The organism is Corallococcus sp. AB011P, assembly GCF_003611605.1.
In the GTDB taxonomy this organism is placed as follows: Bacteria; Myxococcota; Myxococcia; order Myxococcales; family Myxococcaceae; genus Corallococcus; species Corallococcus coralloides.
In genome coordinates, this window is sequence record NZ_RAVX01000015.1 from 82206 (window position 1) to 103387 (window position 21182).

At 70.0% G+C, this 21182-nt stretch carries 12 protein-coding genes and 1 pseudogene; 2 read left to right on the forward strand and 11 right to left on the reverse strand.

Translation table 11 applies throughout. The annotated features are described in order from the left end of the window. The 6 genes and pseudogenes from D7X30_RS29390 to D7X30_RS29415 form a co-directional block, all read right to left on the reverse strand. A pseudogene (locus D7X30_RS29390) lies at positions 1-294 on the reverse strand (TIGR02266 family protein); the annotation flags it as partial. After that, the gene (locus tag D7X30_RS29395; protein WP_120566292.1) at positions 291-956 is read right to left on the reverse strand and encodes a hypothetical protein; all 666 of its coding nucleotides are present in this window, start codon (positions 954-956) and stop codon (positions 291-293) included. The gene D7X30_RS29395 and the pseudogene D7X30_RS29390, both read right to left, overlap by 4 nt. After that, entirely contained in the window at positions 953-3973 is a 3021-nt protein-coding gene (gene alaS, locus D7X30_RS29400) for an alanine--tRNA ligase (RefSeq protein ID WP_370051764.1), read from the reverse strand. The genes D7X30_RS29395 and alaS overlap by 4 nt, the downstream gene beginning before the upstream one ends. Beyond that, the gene (locus D7X30_RS29405; protein WP_120566294.1) at positions 3858-4538 is read right to left on the reverse strand and encodes an RNA ligase family protein; all 681 of its coding nucleotides are present in this window, start codon (positions 4536-4538) and stop codon (positions 3858-3860) included. The genes alaS and D7X30_RS29405 overlap by 116 nt, the downstream gene beginning before the upstream one ends. Then, entirely contained in the window at positions 4538-5062 is a 525-nt protein-coding gene (locus tag D7X30_RS29410; RefSeq protein ID WP_120566295.1) for a hypothetical protein, read from the reverse strand. The genes D7X30_RS29405 and D7X30_RS29410 overlap by 1 nt, the downstream gene beginning before the upstream one ends. Next, on the reverse strand, positions 5059-6465 hold the full coding sequence (locus D7X30_RS29415; protein ID WP_120566296.1) for a DUF3696 domain-containing protein: 1407 nt from the start codon (positions 6463-6465) through the stop codon (positions 5059-5061). The genes D7X30_RS29410 and D7X30_RS29415 overlap by 4 nt, the downstream gene beginning before the upstream one ends. A gap of 424 nt (positions 6466-6889) precedes the next feature. Here D7X30_RS29415 and D7X30_RS29420 point away from each other — a divergent pair, with 424 nt between their 5' ends. Continuing rightward, a complete protein-coding gene (locus tag D7X30_RS29420) occupies positions 6890-7522 on the forward strand; it encodes a hypothetical protein (protein WP_147443353.1) in 633 nt (210 codons plus the stop codon). Between the two features lie 176 nt (positions 7523-7698). Continuing rightward, complete coding sequence (locus D7X30_RS29425) at positions 7699-8757, forward strand: triacylglycerol lipase (RefSeq protein WP_120566298.1); 1059 nt, start codon at positions 7699-7701, stop codon at positions 8755-8757. Between the two features lie 3 nt (positions 8758-8760). On the opposite strand, the gene D7X30_RS29430 is transcribed toward D7X30_RS29425, so the two are convergent. From D7X30_RS29430 to D7X30_RS42060, 5 genes are all read right to left on the reverse strand, one after another. After that, complete coding sequence (locus tag D7X30_RS29430; protein WP_120566299.1) at positions 8761-9198, reverse strand: serine O-acetyltransferase; 438 nt, start codon at positions 9196-9198, stop codon at positions 8761-8763. Then, complete coding sequence (locus D7X30_RS29435; protein ID WP_199724573.1) at positions 9180-10373, reverse strand: GNAT family N-acetyltransferase; 1194 nt, start codon at positions 10371-10373, stop codon at positions 9180-9182. Before D7X30_RS29435 ends, D7X30_RS29430 begins: the two co-directional genes overlap by 19 nt. Positions 10374-10408: 35 nt before the next feature. Then, on the reverse strand, positions 10409-15013 hold the full coding sequence (locus tag D7X30_RS42055) for a hypothetical protein (RefSeq protein ID WP_158619418.1): 4605 nt from the start codon (positions 15011-15013) through the stop codon (positions 10409-10411). A 62-nt stretch (positions 15014-15075) separates the two neighbouring features. Beyond that, positions 15076-20070: a hypothetical protein gene (locus D7X30_RS29450; protein ID WP_120566301.1), complete on the reverse strand. Its 4995-nt coding sequence runs from the start codon at positions 20068-20070 to the stop codon at positions 15076-15078. A gap of 6 nt (positions 20071-20076) precedes the next feature. Beyond that, positions 20077-21165, reverse strand: coding sequence for a hypothetical protein (locus D7X30_RS42060; protein ID WP_158619419.1), 1089 nt, complete (start codon positions 21163-21165; stop codon positions 20077-20079). Between the last annotated feature and the right edge of the window lie 17 nt (positions 21166-21182).

Sequence of the window (21182 nt, forward strand, 5' to 3'; positions counted from 1 at the left end):
GATGAGCGCCTTGCTCGCCGCGTCCAGCTTGGTGAAGCGCACCGTCATCCCGGTGCGGGCACTCCCCGCGTCCGGCTGCGCCTTCAGCACCACGCCTTCACCGCGCAACAGCCGCGTGCCGTCCGCGAGGACGAACTCGAACGCCAGCCCCGTGCCCTCCGGCTTGAGCGCGCGCGTGGCCACGAACACTCCACCGCGCCCCACGTTCGAGCCATACCGCTCGATGAACTCCTCCTCCCCCGTGTACGGGAGTCGGATGCGCAGGGGGAGGAGCTTGGGGGCCGACCCGGTCATCGCAAGGGGATCCGCACGTCCCCGCCAGCGCCCTGCACCACGAGCGCCAGCCCATCGTCTTGCACGGCGTCCGGCGGCACCTCGAACAGCAGCACGACTTCCGTGCGCTGCGCGGGCTCCCACGTGGAGGGCAGGGGCTTCGTGCCGGCCACCGCCTGCGCATCGCGCGCCAGCGGATACGTCTGCCCCTTCGCGTCCGTGAGCTTCACGCCCTCCAGTGTCAGCGGCGCGGGCATCCCGCCCACGTTCTGGGTGATGAGCTCCACGCGCAGGAACAGGTCCTCCGTCGTGAGGCTCAGCCCCGCCTTGCTGGAGCCCTTCACCGAGTGCGAGGCCTCCAGCCCCGTCACCTTCACCGCCACCGTGTCCACGTGCACGGTGTCGTTGCGCTCGGGCAGCCGCAGCTTGCGCGGGCCGTTGTCGCCCATGCCCGCGGCCAGGCCCGCCAGCTTCGACTCCTCCGGCTCGCGCTGGGGCGGCTGTGGACGCGTGGCCACGGCGCCGCCCTGCTTCACCCGGTCCGCCTCCGCGCGCAGCTTCTGGAGCGTGCGCGCGTCGGCTTCCTGGCCCTCCTCGGACGTGGAGGCTTCCTTCGTGCAGCCCCCCAACAGGAGGGCCGCCGTCAGGAACGCCAGGGGGCGGGATGAAGCGCGAGGACTCACGCCGGGCTCGCGCCCTTCACCAGCTCGAAGAGCTTCTCGAGCGCCACGGGCAGCTTGTCCGCGTCCGGGCCACCGGCCTGCGCCATGTCCGGCTTGCCGCCGCCCTTGCCGCCCACTTCCTTGGCCATCTCGCGCACCAGGTTGCCCGCGCTGATGCCCTTGGCGACGACGTCCTTCGTGGCCGCCACCAGGATGACGGCGCGGCCGTCCTTCTCACCGCCAATGGCGATGACGCCCGAGCCGATGCGGTCGCGCAGCTGATCCGCCATGCCGCGGAACACCTTGTCGTCCGCGGGGTCCACGCGCGTGGCCAGCACCTTCATGCCGTTGACCTCGCGCGCCTGGTCCAGGAGGTCCTTCTGCGAGGCCGACTGGGCCTTCACCGAGACCTCCTCCACCTTGCGCTCCAGCTCCTTCACGCGCTTCTGGGTGGCCTCCACGCGGGTGGCGACCTCCTTGGGGTTCGTGCGCAGGAGCGCCGCGACCTTCTTGAGCTCGTGCTCCTGCTCGCGCACGAACTGGAGCGCGCCCACGCCCGTCACGGCCACGATGCGCCGCACGCCGGACGCGACGCCGCTCTCGCTGGTGACTTTGAACAGGCCGATGTCGCCGCTGCGCTTCACGTGCGTGCCGCCGCAGAGCTCCGTGGACTCCGGGTGCACGGTGACGACGCGCACGGTCTCGCCGTACTTCTCACCGAACATGGCGACAGCGCCGGACTTCTTCGCGTCGTCCAGGTTCATGACGCGCGTCTGCGCATCCGCGTTGTCGCGTACCCAGGTGTTGACCAGGTCCTCCACCTGCTCCAACTGCTCCTGGGTGGCGGGGGAGAAGTGCGAGAAGTCGAAGCGCAGGAAGTCCGGCGCGACGACGGAGCCCGCCTGTTTCACGTGCTCGCCGAGCACGCGCTTGAGCGCCTTGTGCAGCAGGTGCGTGGCGGAGTGGTTCGCGCGGATGGACTTGCGGCGCTCCACGTCCACGGACGTCTGCACCATGTCGCCGACCTTCAGCGTGCCTTCCTTCACCTCCACGCTGTGGACGATGAGGCCCTGCACCGGGCGCTGCGCGTCCTTCACCTGCACCACGGTCTTGCCGCCGTGCGCGACGATGCGGCCCGTGTCGCCCTGCTGGCCGCCGGACTCGCCGTAGAAGGGCGTGCGGTCCAGCACGACGTCGACCGTGGCGCCCGCGGAAACCTGAGGCACCTCCACGCCGTCCTGCACCAGGGCGATGACGCTGCCTTCGCCCTCGTGGCCCTCGCCGTCGTAGCCCAGGAACTGGGTGGGGGCGGTGCGCGTGAGGACGGTCTGGAAGACGTCCTTGGTGGACTTCTTGGCGTCGGGGAGGAAGTCCGGGTCTTCGGCCTCCACCTTGAGCTTGTTGAAGCGCTCCAGGTCCACGTCGTAGCCGCGCTCGCGCGCGATGATCTGCGTGAGGTCCCACGGGAAGCCGTAGGTGCCGTGCAACAGGTAGACGACATCGCCAGAGAGGACCTTGCCTCCGGAGGCCTGGAGCTTGACCAGCTCCTCGTCCATCAGCTTGAGGCCGCGGTCGAGCGTGCGGCGGAAGCCCTCCTCCTCGTGCTTGGCGACTTCGAGGATGAAGGTTCGGCCGTCGCGCAGCTCGGGGAACGCGTCGCCCATGAGCTCGATGACGCGGTCCACGACCTTGAAGAAGAAGGGCTCCTTGATGCCCAGCTGCGTGGCACCGTGGCGGATGGCCCGGCGCATGATGCGGCGCAGGACGTAGCCGCGCGCCACGTTGGAGGGCTGGACGCCATCCGCCACGAGGAACGCGGTGGCGCGGGCATGGTCCGCGACCACGCGCTGGGACGCGCCGGTCTCCTGCGTGTAGGGCTTGCCGCACAGCTCGCTGACGGTGGAGAGGATGCCCTGGAACAGGTCGGTGTCGTAGTTGGAGCGCTTGCCCTGGACGACGGCCGCGATGCGCTCCAGGCCGGCGCCGGTGTCGATGGACGGCTTGGGTAGCGGGATGAGGGGCGCGTCCTTCTCCTTGCGTTCGAACTGCATGAACACGAGGTTCCAGATTTCGAGCCACCGGTCGCAATCACACGCGACGCCCTGGCACTTGCGGCCCGCGGCCTCTTCGACACAGGGGATGTCGTCGCCCTGGTGGTAGTGGATCTCGGAGCAGGGGCCGCACGGGCCGGTGTCGCCCATGGCCCAGAAGTTGTCCTTGTAGCCGAGCTTCAGGATGCGGTCGCGAGACACGCCCTCCTTCGCCCACAGGTCGAAGGCCTCTTCATCCCAGGGGATGTTGTTCTCGCCGTTGAACACGGTGACGGCGAGCCGGTCGATGGACAGGCCGAGCCGCTTCGTCACGAACTCCCAGGCGAACGAGATGGCGTCGGCCTTGAAGTAGTCGCCGAAGGAGAAGTTGCCGAGCATCTCGAAGAACGTGTGGTGGCGCGCGGTGTAGCCCACGTTGTCGAGGTCGTTGTGCTTGCCGCCAGCGCGCACGCACTTCTGGGAGGTGGTGGCGCGGCGGTAGTCACGCTGCTCACGGCCGGTGAAGACGTCCTTGAACTGGACCATGCCGGCGTTGGTGAACAGCAGGGTCTGGTCGCCAACGGGCACCAGCGAGGAGGAGGCGAGACGGCGGTGGGCGCGCTCCTCGAAGAACTGGAGGAACGCCTCGCGGATCTGGGAGGCGGTGAGGGCGGAAGGCATGGTGTGGGTATATGCCACAAGAGGGCCGGGCGCAGCAGTTCCTGGACGGGTCATCCCCCCTGAGACGGGGCATGTAGTCCGGGCTGACGACCGGAGGGCAGGGGAGCGGCCAGGGGCGGGGTGGGTGGCCTGCTGTGAACGCTTGGAGTCCCAGGTTCCGGCCCCGGGCGTCCCTCTTGCCATCGCGCTCCATGCCGCGCCCCCTATCGCGTCATCGCGGAGCCAGGGTGTTTCGTTCCAGAGGGCGGGAGGACCAGTGTTCCTCGATGGCCTGGACGAACTCGGGACGAACGATTTTCGCGCGCGCGAGCAGGAAGTCCCCCTCATCGCGACGGAGGTAGATGCCCTCCATGGGGGCATGGGTGTGGCGCGAGGGGCCGAGCAGGTTCACCACGTCGTCCGCAGTCAGATGCCCGCGCGCGACAGTCGGGACGGCCGCGAGGCCGAGTGAGGCCACGAGGGCGTCTCGTCTCGGGGAGGACCAGAATCGTCCGGCCCGCTTGTCGTAGACGTCGAAGGCGAGGAACCAGTCGGGCAAGGCGTCGTAGTGCACGCTGTGGACCGCGAAGCACCATTCGCCAAAGAGCATCAGGTGTTGGCCCAGGGTTTCGACAAGCTGCTGGCGCCTTGTCTCCAGCCAGGGCCACAGCGGCTGGAACTGGGGGGATGCTCGGGGACCGAGGTAGGCGCCGCGGTTCTGGGCTCGCAGCTCGCCGTCAGGGCCTACGGAAATGCCAAGGTTCGCCCCGTCTATCTTTTCCTCGACGAGGACCTCGCCATCGAGGAACTCGCGTGCCTCAGGTGGAGAGAGCACTTTGTCATGGCGTACCGGTCTGGCGGAAAGCCACGCGAGGTGCGGGGTGTGGGGGAACTTGAAGAAGTCGTCAGCCATCACTCGCCACCCTTACGCTCGTGGAGTTCCTCGATGTCCTTGGGGCAGAGAAAGTGGATGCGGACCCCGCAGCGCTCGAACTCTCTCCGCAGTCCCCACCATTTACTGTCCGTTGCCTGGAGGATGGGCGGCCGCTCCTCGTGGGCACAGCTCGCCGCGACGAACTTGCGGTCCGCCGGATCGAAGCCGGCAAGCGCCTGGTCACGGGGGAACTCCTCGAAGTCGCGGGGATCGTCCTGGCGTGGCGTCAGCGAAACCCGGACGCAGCGAGCCGGATTGGCGTGATTGGTCAGGACCCACTTGAGGAAGCGGTCTCCCACGCCTGGCTGGCCCGTAGGAGATAGCTTGTGTTTGTACTCGTTGATGATGATCCAGTCGTCATCAAGAACGATGCGTCCGCTCTGCATCACTGAGTTGATCGCCCGGACACAGGCCTGAACACACGCGGGGCTGACCGTGTTCGCATTGTTGGCGGTGAGCGGCACGTTGGTGTCGACGACGAATAGCGCAGGGGAGGCGTTCATTCGGGGGACTGCTCCTGCTGGCGCTTCATCGCCGCCTCGGTCATCGCGACGAGGTCTTCCATGTCGTCGCCGAAGAAGTCCTTCGGCCAGTTGATGATGTTCCCGTACTCATCAAGCTTCAGCTTCTCGATGCGCGAGCCCTCCGGGCCGGGCGAGCAAAAGTAGATGGCTGTCTCCTCCGGCAGCAGTTTCCCTTCCGCGATGCGCCGCTGGATCCGGCGCAAGAGGTGCTCGGAGTGGCTCTCGACGAGCAATTGGATGTTTCGAGGCTGCCCATCCTCACTGGCGTGAATCGCGTCGATGAAAACGTCCGCGAGTTCCGTCTGTGCTTTGGGATGAAGGTGGAGCTCGGGCTGCTCGAAGAGCAATGTGGAGCCGGGCTCGGTGTAGAAACATTGAAGCAATACAGGCATGACCTGGGACACGCCGAACCCAACGTCCGGCAAGCGAACCGCCATCGGGCTGCCAGGAGTGCGAACAAAGACTTCGTACTCTTTCCGATTGGGGGCGATGGGCTGCACCTCGAAGGACTCCAGCAGTCCCATGCTGACCAGCCTTTCCGCGATCAACTGCGCAAAAGGACGGGCAGGTTGGTCCTCCACCTCGATTGAGCGCTCATTCGCGGCCAGAAGCGCGGCAACCGCGAGGCTGCCGTCATCGCCTACGCTCTCAGGGGCCTCACCCGACCAGAGATAGGTTCTATGTGGGGGCTGTCGCAGTGGGCCCAGGTAATGGATTGCGTCCAGTTGGTCTTCGAGTTCGAGCGCAAGGCTGTCGAGGTCGCCGGGGAACTTGTAGTGCGTATCGGCTTCATGAGGGAACCCGTAGAAGTGAATGGGGGCTGATAGCGCCTCCCCTGCCGCTTCTTTTCTGGCAAACTCCAAGTTCTCCAGAAGAAATTCGTACCCTGGCCCATGAGCGCGCCTGGCCATGCCGATGCCGTGCGTGGACCGTGGTGTGTTCAGCCGATAGATGAACTGCTTTACTTCGATTCTGGCGGACTGCTTGTCTTCTTGGCCAATCAGGGCCTCGAAGGAGCGGGAAGGAAGTGGCAAGTTCTCCATCTTGCCTTGCGAGGTGGAGGGAACCTCGATTGAGTCCGGCACTCCTTCCTCCGGCACCCTCATGCTCCACTCCATGTTGAAGCGGAGGAGCGCGGCAGGGTTCTGGCGAAAGAGCATTTCCGGGAAGGTCCCCATGTCGACGAGCGTGCTCTCGTCACCCAGGTGGAGCACCCGCTTCCGGTCTCGCGACTGTGCTGTCTGCTGCAGCAGGAGGAGGAATTGCTGGAGGCTCGTCTTCCCCGAGCTATTCGTTCCGAAGAACATCGTGAGCGGCGCGAGCTGGATGTCGCCTGTGTCCTTCCACGCCTTGAAGTTCTGGATGTGGAGCTTCTTGAACATGCCGCCGGTTCTACCTCACTCCTGCTTCTTCGGTTTCATGCGGAGCATGGAAGAGTCCATCGGCGCTCAGCGCAGCTTCACTTCCTGGTTCTCCTCTAAAACCCGAGGGGCTCGCGACCGCACGCATCGGGCCCATCGGACGCCGCGGGCCCGTTGCGAACTCGGTCCGGGCGCTGCCGCACTCGGGGCCATCCACCACCTGCTCTCGGCTGGTGCCGCGTGGATCTTGATGCGCAGCAGTTCCTGGACGGGTCATCCCGAGGCGGACGGGGCATGTAGGCAGGGATGGCGACAGGGGCAAGGGCGCGGCGGGGGGGCTGCTGGCAGCGCTTGCGGTCCCAGGTTCCGAGTGCAGGCGGGCGATCGCGGTAGAGTGGCCCTGGCCCACATGCGAGCGAGCAGCTTGCTTCGCCAGGGCCTTGCCATGCGCATTGATCGCAGGAGCTTCTGGTTTCTGGATGCCGTCGTAGAGCTGAGAGAGAACCTGGCTGTCCTGGGAAGTCCCAACATCGAGGTCATCACCAACCGGCGCCCCCATGGGCTGGAGGCGCGGGAGCTGGCGCCAATGCTGGCCTCCCTGTGCGAGGCCGGGCTCATCAGGGTGAAACACTCTGAAACAGACGCTCTCGCCCGGACGCTCCCGGAGATTGAAAGCGCGCTCGCGATGAGTTCGTGCGCGCCGGGGCGCTACTCGGGCTTCTGGTATGGACTGACGCCCGAGGGCGGGGCCGTGTGGGAGTCACTGACCCGGCCGGATTGGAGCCGCTATTCCAAGGGCTGGAGTGATGGGGACGAGCACTGCTTTGAAGCGGGAGGGCATGAGCTCGCGGGGGAGGAGTTCGCCAGGGAGGCCTCGCGACCGTCGAGGGTCCTGGTTCCTGGGAGCGCGGTGTGGACGGTCATGCGACCCTGGTCAGCCACCTACTGGAAGACGGTGCCCGTGGGCTTCCAGGTCCGCTATCGGTCGACTCGCGGCAAGTGGGACCGTGTTGCCGAAGGGATTTGGGAGAAGCGTCACCCGGTGCAGCGTCCCTGGTATGAACAGCCAGCGTTCTGACGTGTGCGGTCCGCCTGATCAGCCATAGCCAGCGGAGTTCGCCGCGCTGCGACACATGCTCTGAGTCTCGGCTTCTCACGGACTTGGAACGGGCACGCAACTCCCGGCGCCATTGACCGACAATGTAGGCAAGCCTCCCTGCTGCTCAACTCGGCTCCCCCTCCCGAGGTCCCCTCATGGTCCAGGTCACGCGTCCTTCCAGCCTCACGCCGTCCACACAGACGCGGGTCGCTCCGGAGGCTCCTGCCCGGGCCAAGGGCGCGCAGGGCTTCAACGCCATCGTGAAGGGGGACAGCTTCTCGTCGGTGGCTCCGGCGGGGTCGCAGCAGGTCAATGCTCTGCGCCTTCCCATCCCCTGGCCCGGCAAGGGCGAGGCGGACAAGATCGGCTGGATCCAGAAGGCGTATCCGCCGGCGAAGGACTCCACCGCGGAGTTCATGAAGCTCAACCAGGCCGTGCGCGCGGGCCAGAACGTGATGCCCCCCGAGGCCAAGAACTGCGTGTTCCTTGCCGTGGGCGGTCTGCTCTCCGAGGCCGCGCCCAAGCAGATCTACTTCGACAAGAACCTGGACGCGCTCGAAGCGCAGGGCCTCCAGGTCGGCCGCGTTCCCGTGGACACGGACATGGGCGTGGAGCACAACGCCGCCATCGTCCGGCAGGCCGTGCTCGAGGCCTCCAAGAACGGCAAGCAGGTGGTGCTCATCGGCCACAGCAAGGGCGGCCTGGACTCCGCTGCGGCCCTGTCGATGTACCCGGAGCTGAAGGACCACGTGCGCGCCCTGGTCACCATCCAGTCGCCCTACGGCGGCTCGCCCATGGCGCAGGACCTGCTGGACAACCCGCTCGTGCGCTACGGCGTGGGCGGCGCCGTCGAGGCGCTCGGTGGCAGCATCCAGGCCGGTGAGGACCTGACGTACGACTCGCGCAAGGAGTTCCTGGCGAAGCACCCGATGCCGCCGGGCATCCCCACCGTCTCCATGGCCTCCACCACCGCGAACCCGACGTCGCCGCTGTTCGCCATGCAGGAGTACATGCATCAGCGCTACGGCGTGAAGTCGGACGGCCTGGTGCTCCCGCAGGACGCGTTCATCCCCGGCTCCAAGTCCGTGACCCTGTCCGGACTGGATCACCTGGACTCCACCGGGACGACGCTGAACCCGTTCAAGCCCTACCAGCCCGAGGACCTGACCCTCTCGCTGGTCGCGATGGCGCTGAAGATGCCCAAGGGCGGCTGAGTTTCACGTCCCCGTGGGCGGGACCTTCTGCTTCAGCTCGCGGGCCGGAATCCCCGCCACGGTGGTCCCCGGCGCCACGTCGTCCAGCACGATCGCGTTGGCGCCAATCTTCGCGCCGTCGCCAATCACCACCGGGCCCAGCACCTGGGCGCCCACGCCGATGTAGACGTCGCGGCCCACGCGGGGCACGCCGACACGTCCGGGCAGGGGCTCCAGGCTCACGTTCTGGGAGATGAAGCTCTTCGCTCCAATCTCCACGCCCGGCGCGATGATCACGCCAATGCCTCCGTAGCCCAGCTCCACCGTGGGGTGCAGCACGGCCTTCGTGTCCACGTGGCTGTTGTGGAGGCGGTCGCCCACCGTGGCCACCATGTTCGCGAGCCTCGGGAGCGCCTGGAGCCGCTTCGCGGCTCGGTAGAACGTCAGCGCCGTCGGACCCATCTGCCCACCATCCTTTTCGCCACTGGAGCCCAGCGGAACTTCGAGCGTTGTAGCGTCTGCCCCATCCAGGTGTCCCGGTAGATGAACAGCCAGTGGTGCTGCCGGACCTGCTCCGTCCACTCGCGCTTGTAGGGAGCGTCATCTCCCAACAAGTCCAGCTCACCCAGGCCCCTTCCGATGCAGTCCTGGATCAGGTTCTCCGTCAGCAGGTGTCCCGGGCTCACTTCCGCCAGCGTCTCGTCGTAGCCCGGCTTCATCGCCAGATAGCGGCCGCCGTACTCCAGCCCGTACTGGAACGCGATGGCCCGTCCGTCCAGCCGCAGGAAATACAATCCCAACCAGCCGCGCTCCGCCGCCGTGTGCGCCAGCCCCGTGTAGAAGCCGCGCCGGTGCTCCGCCTGCGCGATCGCCGTGCCCTCCTGCGCCTTCCAGCCGCTCTGTTCCAGTGCGAAGGCCTCCTCCAGCTTCGACCCCAGGCCCTCCACTTCGGCCACGCGCTCCACCTCCACGCGGCCCCTTTCCTCCAGGCGCCTGCGCCTCCTGCGCAGCGGCTTAGCGTTGCTCCGGCCCTTCGTCCACGCCGCCACCGTGGGAGGCAACACCAGATAGGGCGAGCGTGCGCTCGGCCACGCGCCCCAGGGCATTCCCGCGCCCCTCGCAGCGTTGAGCAGCTCCCACGCCGCGCCGCCCTCCGGCACGTCCGACAGCCGGAGCACCTCCCAGCTCGGGTCGCCCAGCAGATGCGACAGGAAGGCCACCGCGGCGTGCCTGGGCTCCTCCGCCACCAGGTCGAAGCGGCATGAGTGCTTGTTCGTCAGCGACGACAACTGCCGCACCGGCACGCCGTATTGGTGGCCCTGCTCCTCCTGGAGCCCCAGCACCGCCACCAGCATGCCCAGCGCGTTCCTCGCGGTCAGGATGCGCAGGGCCGCGCCGGGCGCGAAGTTTTCAAGCCAGCAGCGCACGAACTCGTGCCGGTAGAACACCTGGTCGTCCGCGCGCTTCACCAGCGCGTTCCACTCCGCCTCCAATGCATTGAAGGCCGCGAGGCTCCGGACCTCCGCCACGCACAGGGGCTCCACGCGCCCGCGCGTCAGGGGCTCCACCGCTTTGAGGCGGGGGAGGGAAGGGACGCGTTCCCCGAGCACCGCGTCCGTGATGGGACTCTCCTCCATGAACATCGCTCCTCGGGTCTCTGTCTCGGGGGGACTCAGGATAGCGGCTCGCCTGCGTCATCCGCCGCTTCGGGCCCCAGCACGTCCGGTCCCTGCTTCTTCAAGGGCTCGTCGCGCAGCAGCACGGGGCCCTCGATCTTCGTCAGCGCGTTGGTGTCCAGGGGGACGTGGTGCACCTGCACCGGGACCTTGGTGCTGGGGAGCTCCACCATCGCCTTGAACACCGCCTCCGCGGGGGCCGGCATGACGGGCGTGGGCGCCTCCACCACCGGCACCAGCTGCTTCGGCTGCTTCTTGAGGCCGCGGAAGAGCCAGCCGCCCTTCTGGCGCTCGTACAGCTTGCGCGTCTCCACCGCCGCTCGCGCGTGCGACACGCGGCCCGTCTCCAGGTCCTCCAGCAACATCTCGCTCAGCCGGCGGCGCGTCACGCTGTCCAGGTAGTCGAAGACCTTCTCCAGCTTGCGCACCACCACCTGCGTCGCGCCGCCTGCCGTCGTGTGCGTCAGCGCGGCGATCTTCAACTCGTGCCGCGTCCGCGCGCGCTCCGCCAGCTTGCGCAGCCGGTCCGCTTCATCCGGCGACGCGGCCTTGCTGACGAGCCCCGGCAGCACCGTGCGCGCCAGGCCCGCGTCCACGAAGCCCGAGTCGTCGAACGTCTCCAGCGACTCCAGCGCCCGCCGCCGCGCCTCCACCGACGTGCCCTCCAGCGCCTTCAGCGCCGTCGTCACCCGGTCCAGCGCCATCCAGCGGTACACCCAGTCCAGGCCCGTGCCCTTGATGTTCTGCGCGCCCATGATGCTCACCTGCATCCCGGGCGCCACCGTGCGAGCGCACGCGTCCACCACCTGGTCGCCCGTCGCCTGCGAGTCGGACACAGGCACCAACTGCTCCAGCATCATGGCCTTGTACGCGTCGCGGAACTTCGCGTGGAACGCCTTCACTCGGCCCTGAGCATCCGCTTCACTTCGGGGCAGCAGCGCCTTCAGCCGCGCGTGCACCGCCATGCGGGCCAGCAGATACAGCGCGTGCTCGCGCACCTCGTCCTTCGTCGCGGATGTCAGCACCTCCGGCAGCGAGGAAGGCTGTGCGCGCGACGCCGGAGACAGCGCCTCGTCGATGAGCGGACCCACCTCGCGCTCCAGCGCGCGGCGCACCTTCTCCACACCCACGTCGTCGTCTCCGCCCTCCAGCGCCTTCTCCACCGCCGTCGTCAGCGCCAGCGTGGCAGTCGCCTGGAGTCCCGCGCCGGCCGCGTACCGCTCCAGCCGGTCCATGAACGTGGCCGTCGTGGGACGCGGCACCTTCAGCTTCGTCAGCTCCTTCGCGAGCCGCGCCTCCGCGCGGGCCTGGCCCTCGGGGCTCGCGACCTCCTCCACCGCGACGACCTCCGTGCTCAAGAGGTGCCGATCCAGCGCGTCGCGCACGTACTTCTGGAGACCCTCCAGGTTCGTGCCGATGAGCACGTGCCGGTCCGCGGGCGCGTCCTCCACCATGATGCGCGCGAACACCTCCGAGCGCGACACGCGGTCCCAGCGATTGTTGATGACCGTGATGACCGCGCGCTCCGGGTTCGCTTCCGGATCCACGTCCCCCAGGCCCGTGCGGATCCAGTTGTTCATGAAGCCCGTGCGCTCGTTCGCCGAGTGCCCGTTGATGAACTGGAGTTGCCGCCCGCGCACCTTCGCCGGCGGGAAGACCTTCAACACGCCGATTTCGGGCTGCACGTGCTCGGCCATCAGCGCCAGCGCGTACGGCCGCGACACGCCGAGCTGCTCCGCCAGCGTCGCGACCAGCGCCATGTTGCGCGGGTGCTCGCGGTAGGGGAACAGCGCGAGGAACTCCTCGGGAATCAGCTCCGCCTCCCACCACGCGCTGTGCAGCAGCGTCGTGTCCTTCTCCTGCGCCGCCTGCTTGAAGAGCGGGAGGAAGTGGTCCTCCGTCGTCACCACCCGGCCGCCCTTGGGCATGAAGTTGGTGATGACCGACGCGACGTTGATGCCCGCCGGACCCTGGATGTCCTCATGGTCCGGATAGGCGTTGGTCAGCGTGGCGAAGTCGTCCTTCATCCAGTCGTTCTGGAGCAGCTCGACGAAGTTGGGCTGCAGCGCCATGCACTCCCAGAGGAACACCTCCGTGCCCAGGCGCGCGCCCAGCTCCACCATGTCCTTCTGCTCCCAGATGGTGGCCTTGTCGTAGGGGCGGAAGATGAAGAACTCGGACGGCCCGGCGCCCGGGGCGCTGTGCACGAACATCGCCTCCGAGCCCGTCGTCTTCGCGAACACCTCGAAGCCCATGCCGGAGAAGAGCGCCGCCTTCAGGCGCTCCGTGCCGGACTTGCCGCGCGTGCCCCAGCCGCCGATGACGAGCGGGATCTTCTCCCGGGACTTCCGCACGTTCTGGCGCTTCACGTACGTGTCGCCCAGGAAGACGGAGAAGAGCGCCGCGGTGAAGAGGCCCAGCGCCGCGATGCCATTGCCCCCCATGCCGAGGAAGTAGCCCTCGTTCTCCATGATGCGCTCGGTGAGGAGCGCCAGGAATCCGCTCTGTAGGCCCAGCAGCGCGGGCGTGTGCAGCGTGGACGTGGGCTTCGGCGCGGCCTCCGGCTCGTGGAAGAGCGTGGCGAGCGGCGCGGGGACCTGCTTCTGCTGACCGTACGGCGTGAAGCGCACCTGGACGCCCAGCTCGCGCTCCACCTGCTCCACGAAGCGGCGGCGCTCACGGGGCTCCTCGCCTCCCAGCGAGTCCAGCCGCAGCGACGCGAGCCGACGGTAGTCCTTCGACACCTTCAGGCGGTTCGTCAGCCGGCGCAGGCGCGAGGCGGGCGGCACCAGCACCGTCTCGCCGTGGCTGCTGAACAGGTGCACCTTGCCGTCCTTCGACAGCGGCATGTCCAGCAGGTCGTCCACCGTGGGCAGGTGACGGCCCCAGCTGCCCTGGCTCGCCACGTGGACGCGCTCGCCGGGGACCAGCGTCTCCGTGATTTCGTCCAGGTGGCCCGGGTGCGCGCGCAGCGTGCCGGACATCACGCGGCCGGTGGTGTGCAGGAACGCCTGGCGCTTGTTCGGCGCGGGGCGGCCCAGCTCGTGCCACATGCGCCACAGGCGGCGCTCCTGCCGGTCGCCGTGCCACAGCGTCAGCGTCTTGTCCGTGCGCTCCGCGTACAGGCCGTGCCCGTCCTGCGACAGGTCCGCGAGGATGGCGCCCAGCCACGCGGGGCCCTCCGGCATCGGCGGCAGGTCCTCCGGCGCCGGCTGGAGCGGGATGCGCGTGCGGCTGCCCGGGCGGAGCTTGGAGACTCGGCCCGCGAGGAACGCCGTCCATGCCTGGCGCACGGGGTCCTTCACCCGGCGCAGCACCTGCGCGGCGGCGGCGGCGTCCTCCACCACCGGCCCCGTGGCGCCCGGCTGCGTCGCCAGGGATTCCACCGCGTCCAGCAGCGCCGCGTGCGCGGGGCCCAGTCCGGCGGCGCCCAGCGCTTCCGCCAGCGCGGCGGCGCGCTCGCACGACACGCGCAGCACGAGCGGCGCGGTGTCACGGCCGAGCACGTCCACCAGCACCTGGAGGGCAGGGCCCTTCACCTTTGGCGCCGCGAGCGCCGCGTCCACCGCGGCCAGCACGGCGGCGGTGCGCACGCGCGGGCTCTGCTCCGACAGCGTCTGTCCCGCGACGGATGGCAGCTGCTCCAGGCCCGCGAGACGGCGCAGCAGTGGCTGTCCGTCCGGGCGCTGCGCGATGAGGGCGCACAGGCCCATGCGCACGTACTCGCTCGGGTCGTGGTGCGCGACCTCGGTGAGCAGCGGCATGCGGTGCTCTTCCGAGAGCAGCGGCGCGCACTGCTCCAGCACCTGGCGGCGGAAGAGGAAGTCCTTCTCCGACGGCGCCTTCGCGCGCAGACGCTGGCGCAGCAGGGCCAGGCCCGTGAGCGCGTCCACCGTGAGCAGCGCGCGCAGGGCCTCCGCCTGGAAGAACGGACTCACGTCCTCCTGGCCCGCGAGGCTCGTCAGCGTGGGGCCCACTTCGGGCAGCGACGCGGCGACGCCCGGCACCGTCCGCGCGAGCTGCCGGAAGGCCTCCAGCGCGGCGGAGCGGTTCTGCGCCCGGGGCGCGTCCACGGCGCGGTCCAGCAGCTGCCTCGCCAGCGGCACGGCGGCGGGTCGCAGCTCCTGCTCGTGGGCCTTGTCCAGCACTCCCGTCAGCGCGCGGAGCGCCGTCTCTTCTTCGATCAGCAGCTTGTGGCGGCGCTTCTCCAGTCGCTCGCGCAGGGCGTCGAAGCCCATCCACCGGTCCAGGGCGCGCAGGTCCTCCTTGCGGTCCTTGCGGTCCTTCACCGTGGCCTTGATGTGCTCCACCAGCACCTGGCGGCGGGCGGCGTCATCCTGCGCCTCGTTGTGCTGACGCGTGAACTGGACGATCTCCGCGTGGACCGCGGCCAGCTCCGTCTCCAGGGCCTCCAGGGCGACGCCCAGCCACGGGGCCAGTCCCTCCAGGCCGGCGGGGCGAGGGCACGACTCCACCAGCCGCTGGGCCAGGACCTCGACCTGGGCCCCGCGCACTCGACGGTGCAGCGGGGGCAGGGCTTCCAGCAGTTGGGACTCGAGAGGTTCGTTCGCCGGGTGCATGTCGCGGCCAGAGCTATTCATTGCTTGAGAAACCTGCCCGGCGACTCCATGCACGCGTTCGGATCAGGACAGCTCACCCCTCCTCAAGGCTGCAAACGTCGTTCATCGAGCAGCTCCTCGAACTCCTCCTCGGTGGGCGTGACGTCCTTCAGCCCACGTCCACCCGTCCAATCCCACCGCGCTCCGAGTGAAAACATGTTCTGCATCCCGTACGGGCCGGAGAGGAAGGCGCGGTCCTCCGCGAAGAGCATCAGCCGGTTGCCGCCCCTGCCCATCCACACGTTCCAGTCCAGGCGGCCCGACACGCGGTGGCGCAGGTACTCCGTGGCGCGGTGAGCATCCTGGAAGCGCTGTGAAGCGCCGTAGCCCAGCTCCACGCGCGTGCCCTGGAGCTTGCCGCCCAGGAGCGCCGCCCAGCTCGCGTAGGCGCCCGCGTTGTCCACCGTGTAGATGTTCGCGTTGCTCACGGCGGACATGCCCAGCGTGACCACGTGGTCCTGGAAGGGCTGCCAGCGCAGCGACAGCCGGGGCGACAGGCGCCGCGGGTGGTCCTTGCCGTAGAGCCAGTAGACGTTCTGGTCGTAGCGCGTGGCGTCCACCGCGCTGCCGCCCTGCATGGACTCCAGCGTCAGGCCCAGGCCGGGGATGAGGCCCACGTCCGGGGACAGGCGCACGTAGCGGTCCGCCGCCACGCGGCCTCGCGCGCTCCAGCGCATCGTGCCGTCGATGGTCTGCGAGAACACGGAGCCCTGCATGGACAGGCGCAGGTCGCCGGGCAGTTGATTCACATAGCCGGCCACGGTGCCGCCGAGCACGGCGGACTGGTTCAGCGGGTAGCGGGCCTCGGGCGTGAAGCGCAGCCACGCGCGGCCCGGGGACAGCTCACGGCGCAGGGACAGGCGGACCTCCAGGCCCGTCTGGAGCGGGCGGTTGAGCAGCTCGCCTTCCTCCACGTCCTCGCTGCGATAGCCCATCTCCGCGGACACCATGCCCAGGCCGCTGGTGCGCGCCTCCGGAGGCATGCCCTCCGGCAGCAGCGACAGGCTGGGAGGCAGCGCGGGCCAGGGCAGCGGCTCCAGGCCCGTGGTGCCCTGGGCCCACGAGGGGGCCGCGAGCGCGCTCGGATCCGCTGCGACACCCAGTTGCACCTGCACCAGGGTTTCGCCCGCGGGCGACTCCAGGCTCACGCGGTGCGGACCGCGCGAGGGCAGCAGCAGCCACGTCTCTCCCATGCGGCCCAGCGGCTGGGACGCGCCCTGGAGGCCGGGGTCGGCGTCCTCGGGCAGGCCCAGGTGCATGAGCGGACCTTCCTCCGCGCTGGAGCCGCCGGTGCCGTCACCGGAGGGCAGCGGCGTGCTGCGCAGGAGCAGCTCGCGGCCCGCGGTGGGGGCCAGAGCGGTGGCGCGCACGCGCAGGGCGGTAGGGCCCAGCACGGTCATCACCACCGGCGCGCCCGGACGGCTGCGCAGGAGGGAGAGGGGCTGCGGGGCGGCCATGACGCGGGCGTGGGTGCTGGCTTCCTCGGACTCCACGAAGCGCACCAGGCCGGTCTGCTGCGTGTCGGCGCGCGCCATCACCACTTCCACCTGGTGTCGGCCGGGGACGTCCAGGCGCGTGCCCAGGATGGCGGTCTCGCCCTCGGGGACCTGGAGCTCGCGGACCACGCGACCGTCGACGCGGAGCGCGAAGGCGCAGGTGCCTGCGGCGTCCACGCCCGGACGCGGGGTGGTGCCGCAGAGGACCTCCGCGCCCAGGGGCCGGGGCTGCTTCACCACCAGGCTCATCACGCGCGAGGCACCGGCGGGCAGCAGCTTCGCCTCCGACAGCTTCCACGGGGGCGCGAGCAGCGCCTTGCGCACGGACATGGCGACGTCCTCGTCGTCCGTGCCGGCCTCCGACGTGGCGAGGAGCGAGCCCGCGGTCTCCTCCGCGTCGCGCAGACCTTCCCAGCGCGTCCAGCGGCCCGCGGTGAAGCGCATGCGGCGGACATCCGGATGATCCGCCCACGCCTGGAGCTGGCCCGCGAGCGCCGCGCCCAGGGGCGCACCGCCGTCCTTCCACGCCTGGGGCGAGTCCTGGAGCCGCTCCAGCATGCCGAGCGCTTCCAGGCCCACCTGCGGCAGGCCCGTCTCGCGGTACAGCGCCGCCATGGCCAGCGCGCCCGCCGCGTCCTCGCCGGACGCCGACAGCAACCGCGCTCTCAGGTAACGGCCCGCGAGGCTCTTGTCTCCCGACACCGCCGTGAGCGCCGCGTCCGTGTGGCCTTCGCGAGCCTGTGCACTGGTGGCCGCGAGCTTCGCGCCGTCCGTGTCCAGCGCCGGGAAGGCAGGGGACACCAGCGTGGGCTGGGTGATGGCCTGCGTGAAGCGCACCGTGCGCGGGGCCGCCTGCGACAGGCGGTCCATCAGCGCGAGCAGGCGCCGCTGCTGTTCCGGCGTCAGCTTCGCCTGCACGTCCAACAGCCGGCCCACGTCCGCGCGAGCGAAGCCGTCCTCCTGCAGCGACGACAGCAGCTCGGCGCGCGCGAGGCGCGGCTCCACGTCATCGGGTCCTGTGCGCAGCGCGCGGGAGAGTGTCTGGAGCGTCTCGTACGCCGTGCCCGCCTGCGGTTGCCGCGGCGGGGCAGGGGGCTCCTCGGACGTGGCCACCTCCGCGCGGCGCACCGCGAGCGAGACGGCGAGCTGTGCCTTCGGATCCTCGGGCTCGAACCACACCTCGCGCGCCTGCGCGGGCAGCGTCACCACCGCGGACACCGGCGCGGACGACGTGCCCTTCGCGCCTTCCAGCGCGACGTGGCGCGGGCTGGCGGCGGTGGGCATCAGCACCAGCCTGCGCGGATGGCCCACGTCCGTGTTCATGCGCACCACGAGCGGCTTGCCCGCGGTGGCATTCAACGGACGCAGTTGCACGCGCACCGGTGAGGGCAGCTTCGCGTCCGGCACCCGGAAGCGCACCGCCCTCTTCTCCACCTTCACCGGCCACTGCGAGCGCACGTAGCCCACCTCGCCCGGCGTCCCTTGCGCCTTCGCGGGCGCGAGTGACAGGAACGCGCGTGTGCCCTCCACGCCCTCCAGCTTCAGGGCGTGCTCGCCCGGAGGCAGGGCAATCTCCACCGGCTCCACCGCCGACAGCGGCAGCAGCGGGAAGGCGTTGCTCCCCACTCGCAGCACCGGGTTCGCCTTCGCGCCCGGCGGCGTCATCACGTAGGCGCGCAGTAGGGTAGGGGCCTCGGCGAGCCCCGTGGCCTGCACGTGCGTGGTGCCGCCCGCGGCGAGCGGCCACAGCGCGCTGCCCGTCATCGACGCATCGGCCTCCATGCCCTGGAGGTCCAGCCAGTGCGAGGCCTTCACCTCGGTCCCGTCGTCGCGGGGCGCGGGCGTCACCTGCGACCAGCGGCTCGCGCGCCACCACGCGGTGCGGTAGCTCCGGCGGATGTCCTCCGACAGCGGATCCGCGCGCCACGCCAGCTCCAGCGCGGCCAGCTCGCGGCTGCGCAGCGGATCCCCCAGCGGCAGGCGGGCCACCAGCTCCGACGCCTCGGCGGTGAGGAAGCCCGCGTCCGGCAGCGCGGGCGCGGTGCCCAGGAGCGCGTGCGCGACGTCCGGCTTGTTCGCGTCCAGGAGCCTCTTCGCGGTGAGCAGCCGCAGGTGCCACGCGAGCGGCGACGCATCCGCGCCCTTCAGCGTCTCCACCGCCACGTCCGTGTCGCCGTCACCCAGGGCGGCCATCACGGTCAGCAGCGGCGACAGGCCCTCCGTCTTGATGCGTCCGTACGTTCCGCGCGCCAGGTCCGGCATCAGCGCCACCAGCCGCTGACGCAGCAGCGACGGGCGGGCGGCGGGGTCCTTCTTCACCACCTCCCACGCCTTCTCCGCCAGCTCCGTCCAGTGCGTCTGGTGCGACAGCGCCTCGGACAACGTGGGCCGGCGCGTGGCGACGCGCGCACGCATCAGCGGCGCGGGGCCCTTCCAGCTCACGCGGTAGTTGTGCTTGCCCGGAGGCAGCGCCACGCGCATCTCCTCCGCGATGCCCACGCGCTCACCCGACGCGAGCACCCGCGCGGTGCGCCCGTCCGGCAGCGCCGCGCCCTCGGCGGCCTCCGCCCACGCGGGCTGCGGCGTGAGCTGCGCCTGCGCGAGCACCCCGCCCACGCCGTACACCTCCACCGTCGGGGCCTCGGCGGACGAGCCATCGCCCAGCACGGCGCGCGCCTCCAGCGACAGCACGCCCGGGCCCTCCATCTCCAACGCCCAGACCGAGCCCTTCTCCTCCGGGCGGACCCAGGGCGCGTCCATTCCGTCCAGCACCACCTCCGTGCCGGTGGGACGCGGGCGCTCCACGCGCACCGCCCGGCCGTAGAGCGGTGACACCAGCGCCCACTCGCGCAGCGCGGAGGCCTTGCGCCAGTCGCGCACCGCGGTCCGGAAGGGCGAGGACTCAGGCTCGTCCTTCACGAGCTCCGCCTCCAGCGCCGCGTCCACGTCCAGCCGCGCTCGCGTGGCCGCGTCGAACGCCAGCGCCGGGCGCGGCCCCTTGCCGTCGACCCACTTGAGGAGCGCGTCCCGCATCCGCTCCTCGGTGCGCGCCGTGGACGTGTGCGTGGGCCGCTCCACCACGATGCGGGCGTTCTTCGTCGCCGTGACCCACCAGATGCTGCCGGCGCCCATGGGCTCCGCCAGGTACCAGCGGCCCGGACGCTCCGGCACGCCCTCTTCCTCCACGCGCAGCTCGGGTGCTTCGCCGCCCTCCGACAGCGGCACGCGGGTGAAGCGCAGCGCCCCGGCGGGGCCGGTGACGCGCACCACGTCCAGCGGACCCAGCCACACGGCCGCGCCCTTCTGGGCCGTGACTTCCATCGCGCCCGTCACCTGCGGAATGCCGCCAGGCACGTAGGGCGCGTGGCCCCGGAGGTCCTCCAGTGCCACCGGCCCCCGGATGGCGCGCGGCTGCCAGGTCATGCCCTCCTCGCTGCGGGCGATGACGGACGGCTGGGAGACGGCGGGCTGCGCGATGACGGGCAGCGCCGCGAGCGCTCCCACGAGCAGGGTGTAACGGGCGCGGCGTCGAACAGGAAACATCGGCGCTCAGTCCTCCAAGGGTGCGAACAGAATCTGGGCCAGCCGGTCCAGACGCGCCGGGGTCGCCAGCGCTTTGCGCGTACGGGATGACATTTCCAGGTGCAGGAAGCGGGCTTGCGGATACGACTGGAGCAGACGGGCCTGCGCGTTCTGTGTCCCGCCGAGCACCTGCACTCCGTCCGGGAACAGCTTCACTCCAGGGCCGAGCGCCTCCTCCAATGGTGTGGCCACCTTCCGGGCCCACCTCCCGGGCTTGCGCGTCCCGTCGCTGATCACCGCCGCCAGCTTCTCCGTGCGGCCCTTCTGGACCTTGGACTCGCCGAAGCCGTGCAGCTGCACCACGTGCGGCGCGACGAGCTGGCGCGCGGCCAGGTCCGTCACGGTCTGGAAGAGGTGCTCCGGGTTGTGCGCGACGTCCGCGGCGTGCTCCGGATCCTCGGGCGTCTCACCGGGCGTGCCCTTGTAGCGGTGCGCGGTCGCGGTCATGAACAGGCGCGGCGCGCGGCCCTCGGGCGGGCAGACGAAGAGGGCGGCGCCGATGTCCTCCGTGCCGATGTCGAAGTAGGGGTGCGGCACCTGCACCACGTCGTTCGTCGCTTCGCCCGTGCGGATCACATACGCGCCCGCGCCGTGGTAACCGTCCGGCCGCTCACGCAGCACCCAGAAGGTGTCGCGCGGCGTGGTCCACGTCTCCAGGAAGAAGCCCACGGACGCGGCCACGTTCGTCAGCTCCGGGGGCACGTCCTTCTGCTTCGGCGCGGCGGCCAGCAACGCGGGGATGAGCTTCGAGAACGCGGTCCGCTCCTCCAGCGTGGTGGGGTGGAACGTCACGGCGTCCGCATGGGGCCACAGCCCTGAGAAGCGCGCGTCGACGCGACACCCCGACTGCTCGGGCACGTTCACGGATGGATCCTCCTGGGGCACGCGCTCCGGAGCGGGCCGCGCGGCCGCCTTCGTGCGCATGGCGTCGCGGCCCGCGTCCTGCTTCGAAGCCTTCGCGCCTGTCGCGGCGCTCGCGGTCGTCGCAGCGCTCGGAACCGTCTGGGCCCAGGCGCTCACGCCAGCGCCCAGCAGCGACACGACTCCCGCGGCCACGAGCGGGCGCCACGACC

What these genes read in the sequence shown, in the direction of transcription:
- D7X30_RS29425 (WP_120566298.1), top strand. Translation starts at nt 7,699, where the DNA reads ATGGTCCAGGTCACGCGTCCTTCCAGCCTCACGCCGTCCACACAGACG.
- D7X30_RS29410 (WP_120566295.1), bottom strand. Translation starts at nt 5,062, where the DNA reads ATGAACGCCTCCCCTGCGCTATTCGTCGTCGACACCAACGTGCCGCTC.
- D7X30_RS29435 (WP_199724573.1), bottom strand. Translation starts at nt 10,373, where the DNA reads ATGGAGGAGAGTCCCATCACGGACGCGGTGCTCGGGGAACGCGTCCCT.
- D7X30_RS29415 (WP_120566296.1), bottom strand. Translation starts at nt 6,465, where the DNA reads ATGTTCAAGAAGCTCCACATCCAGAACTTCAAGGCGTGGAAGGACACA.
- D7X30_RS29430 (WP_120566299.1), bottom strand. Translation starts at nt 9,198, where the DNA reads ATGGGTCCGACGGCGCTGACGTTCTACCGAGCCGCGAAGCGGCTCCAG.
- D7X30_RS29420 (WP_147443353.1), top strand. Translation starts at nt 6,890, where the DNA reads ATGCGCATTGATCGCAGGAGCTTCTGGTTTCTGGATGCCGTCGTAGAG.
- D7X30_RS29405 (WP_120566294.1), bottom strand. Translation starts at nt 4,538, where the DNA reads ATGGCTGACGACTTCTTCAAGTTCCCCCACACCCCGCACCTCGCGTGG.
- alaS (WP_370051764.1), bottom strand. Translation starts at nt 3,973, where the DNA reads ATGAGGGGGACTTCCTGCTCGCGCGCGCGAAAATCGTTCGTCCCGAGT.
- D7X30_RS42055 (WP_158619418.1), bottom strand. Translation starts at nt 15,013, where the DNA reads ATGAATAGCTCTGGCCGCGACATGCACCCGGCGAACGAACCTCTCGAG.
- D7X30_RS29450 (WP_120566301.1), bottom strand. Translation starts at nt 20,070, where the DNA reads ATGTTTCCTGTTCGACGCCGCGCCCGTTACACCCTGCTCGTGGGAGCG.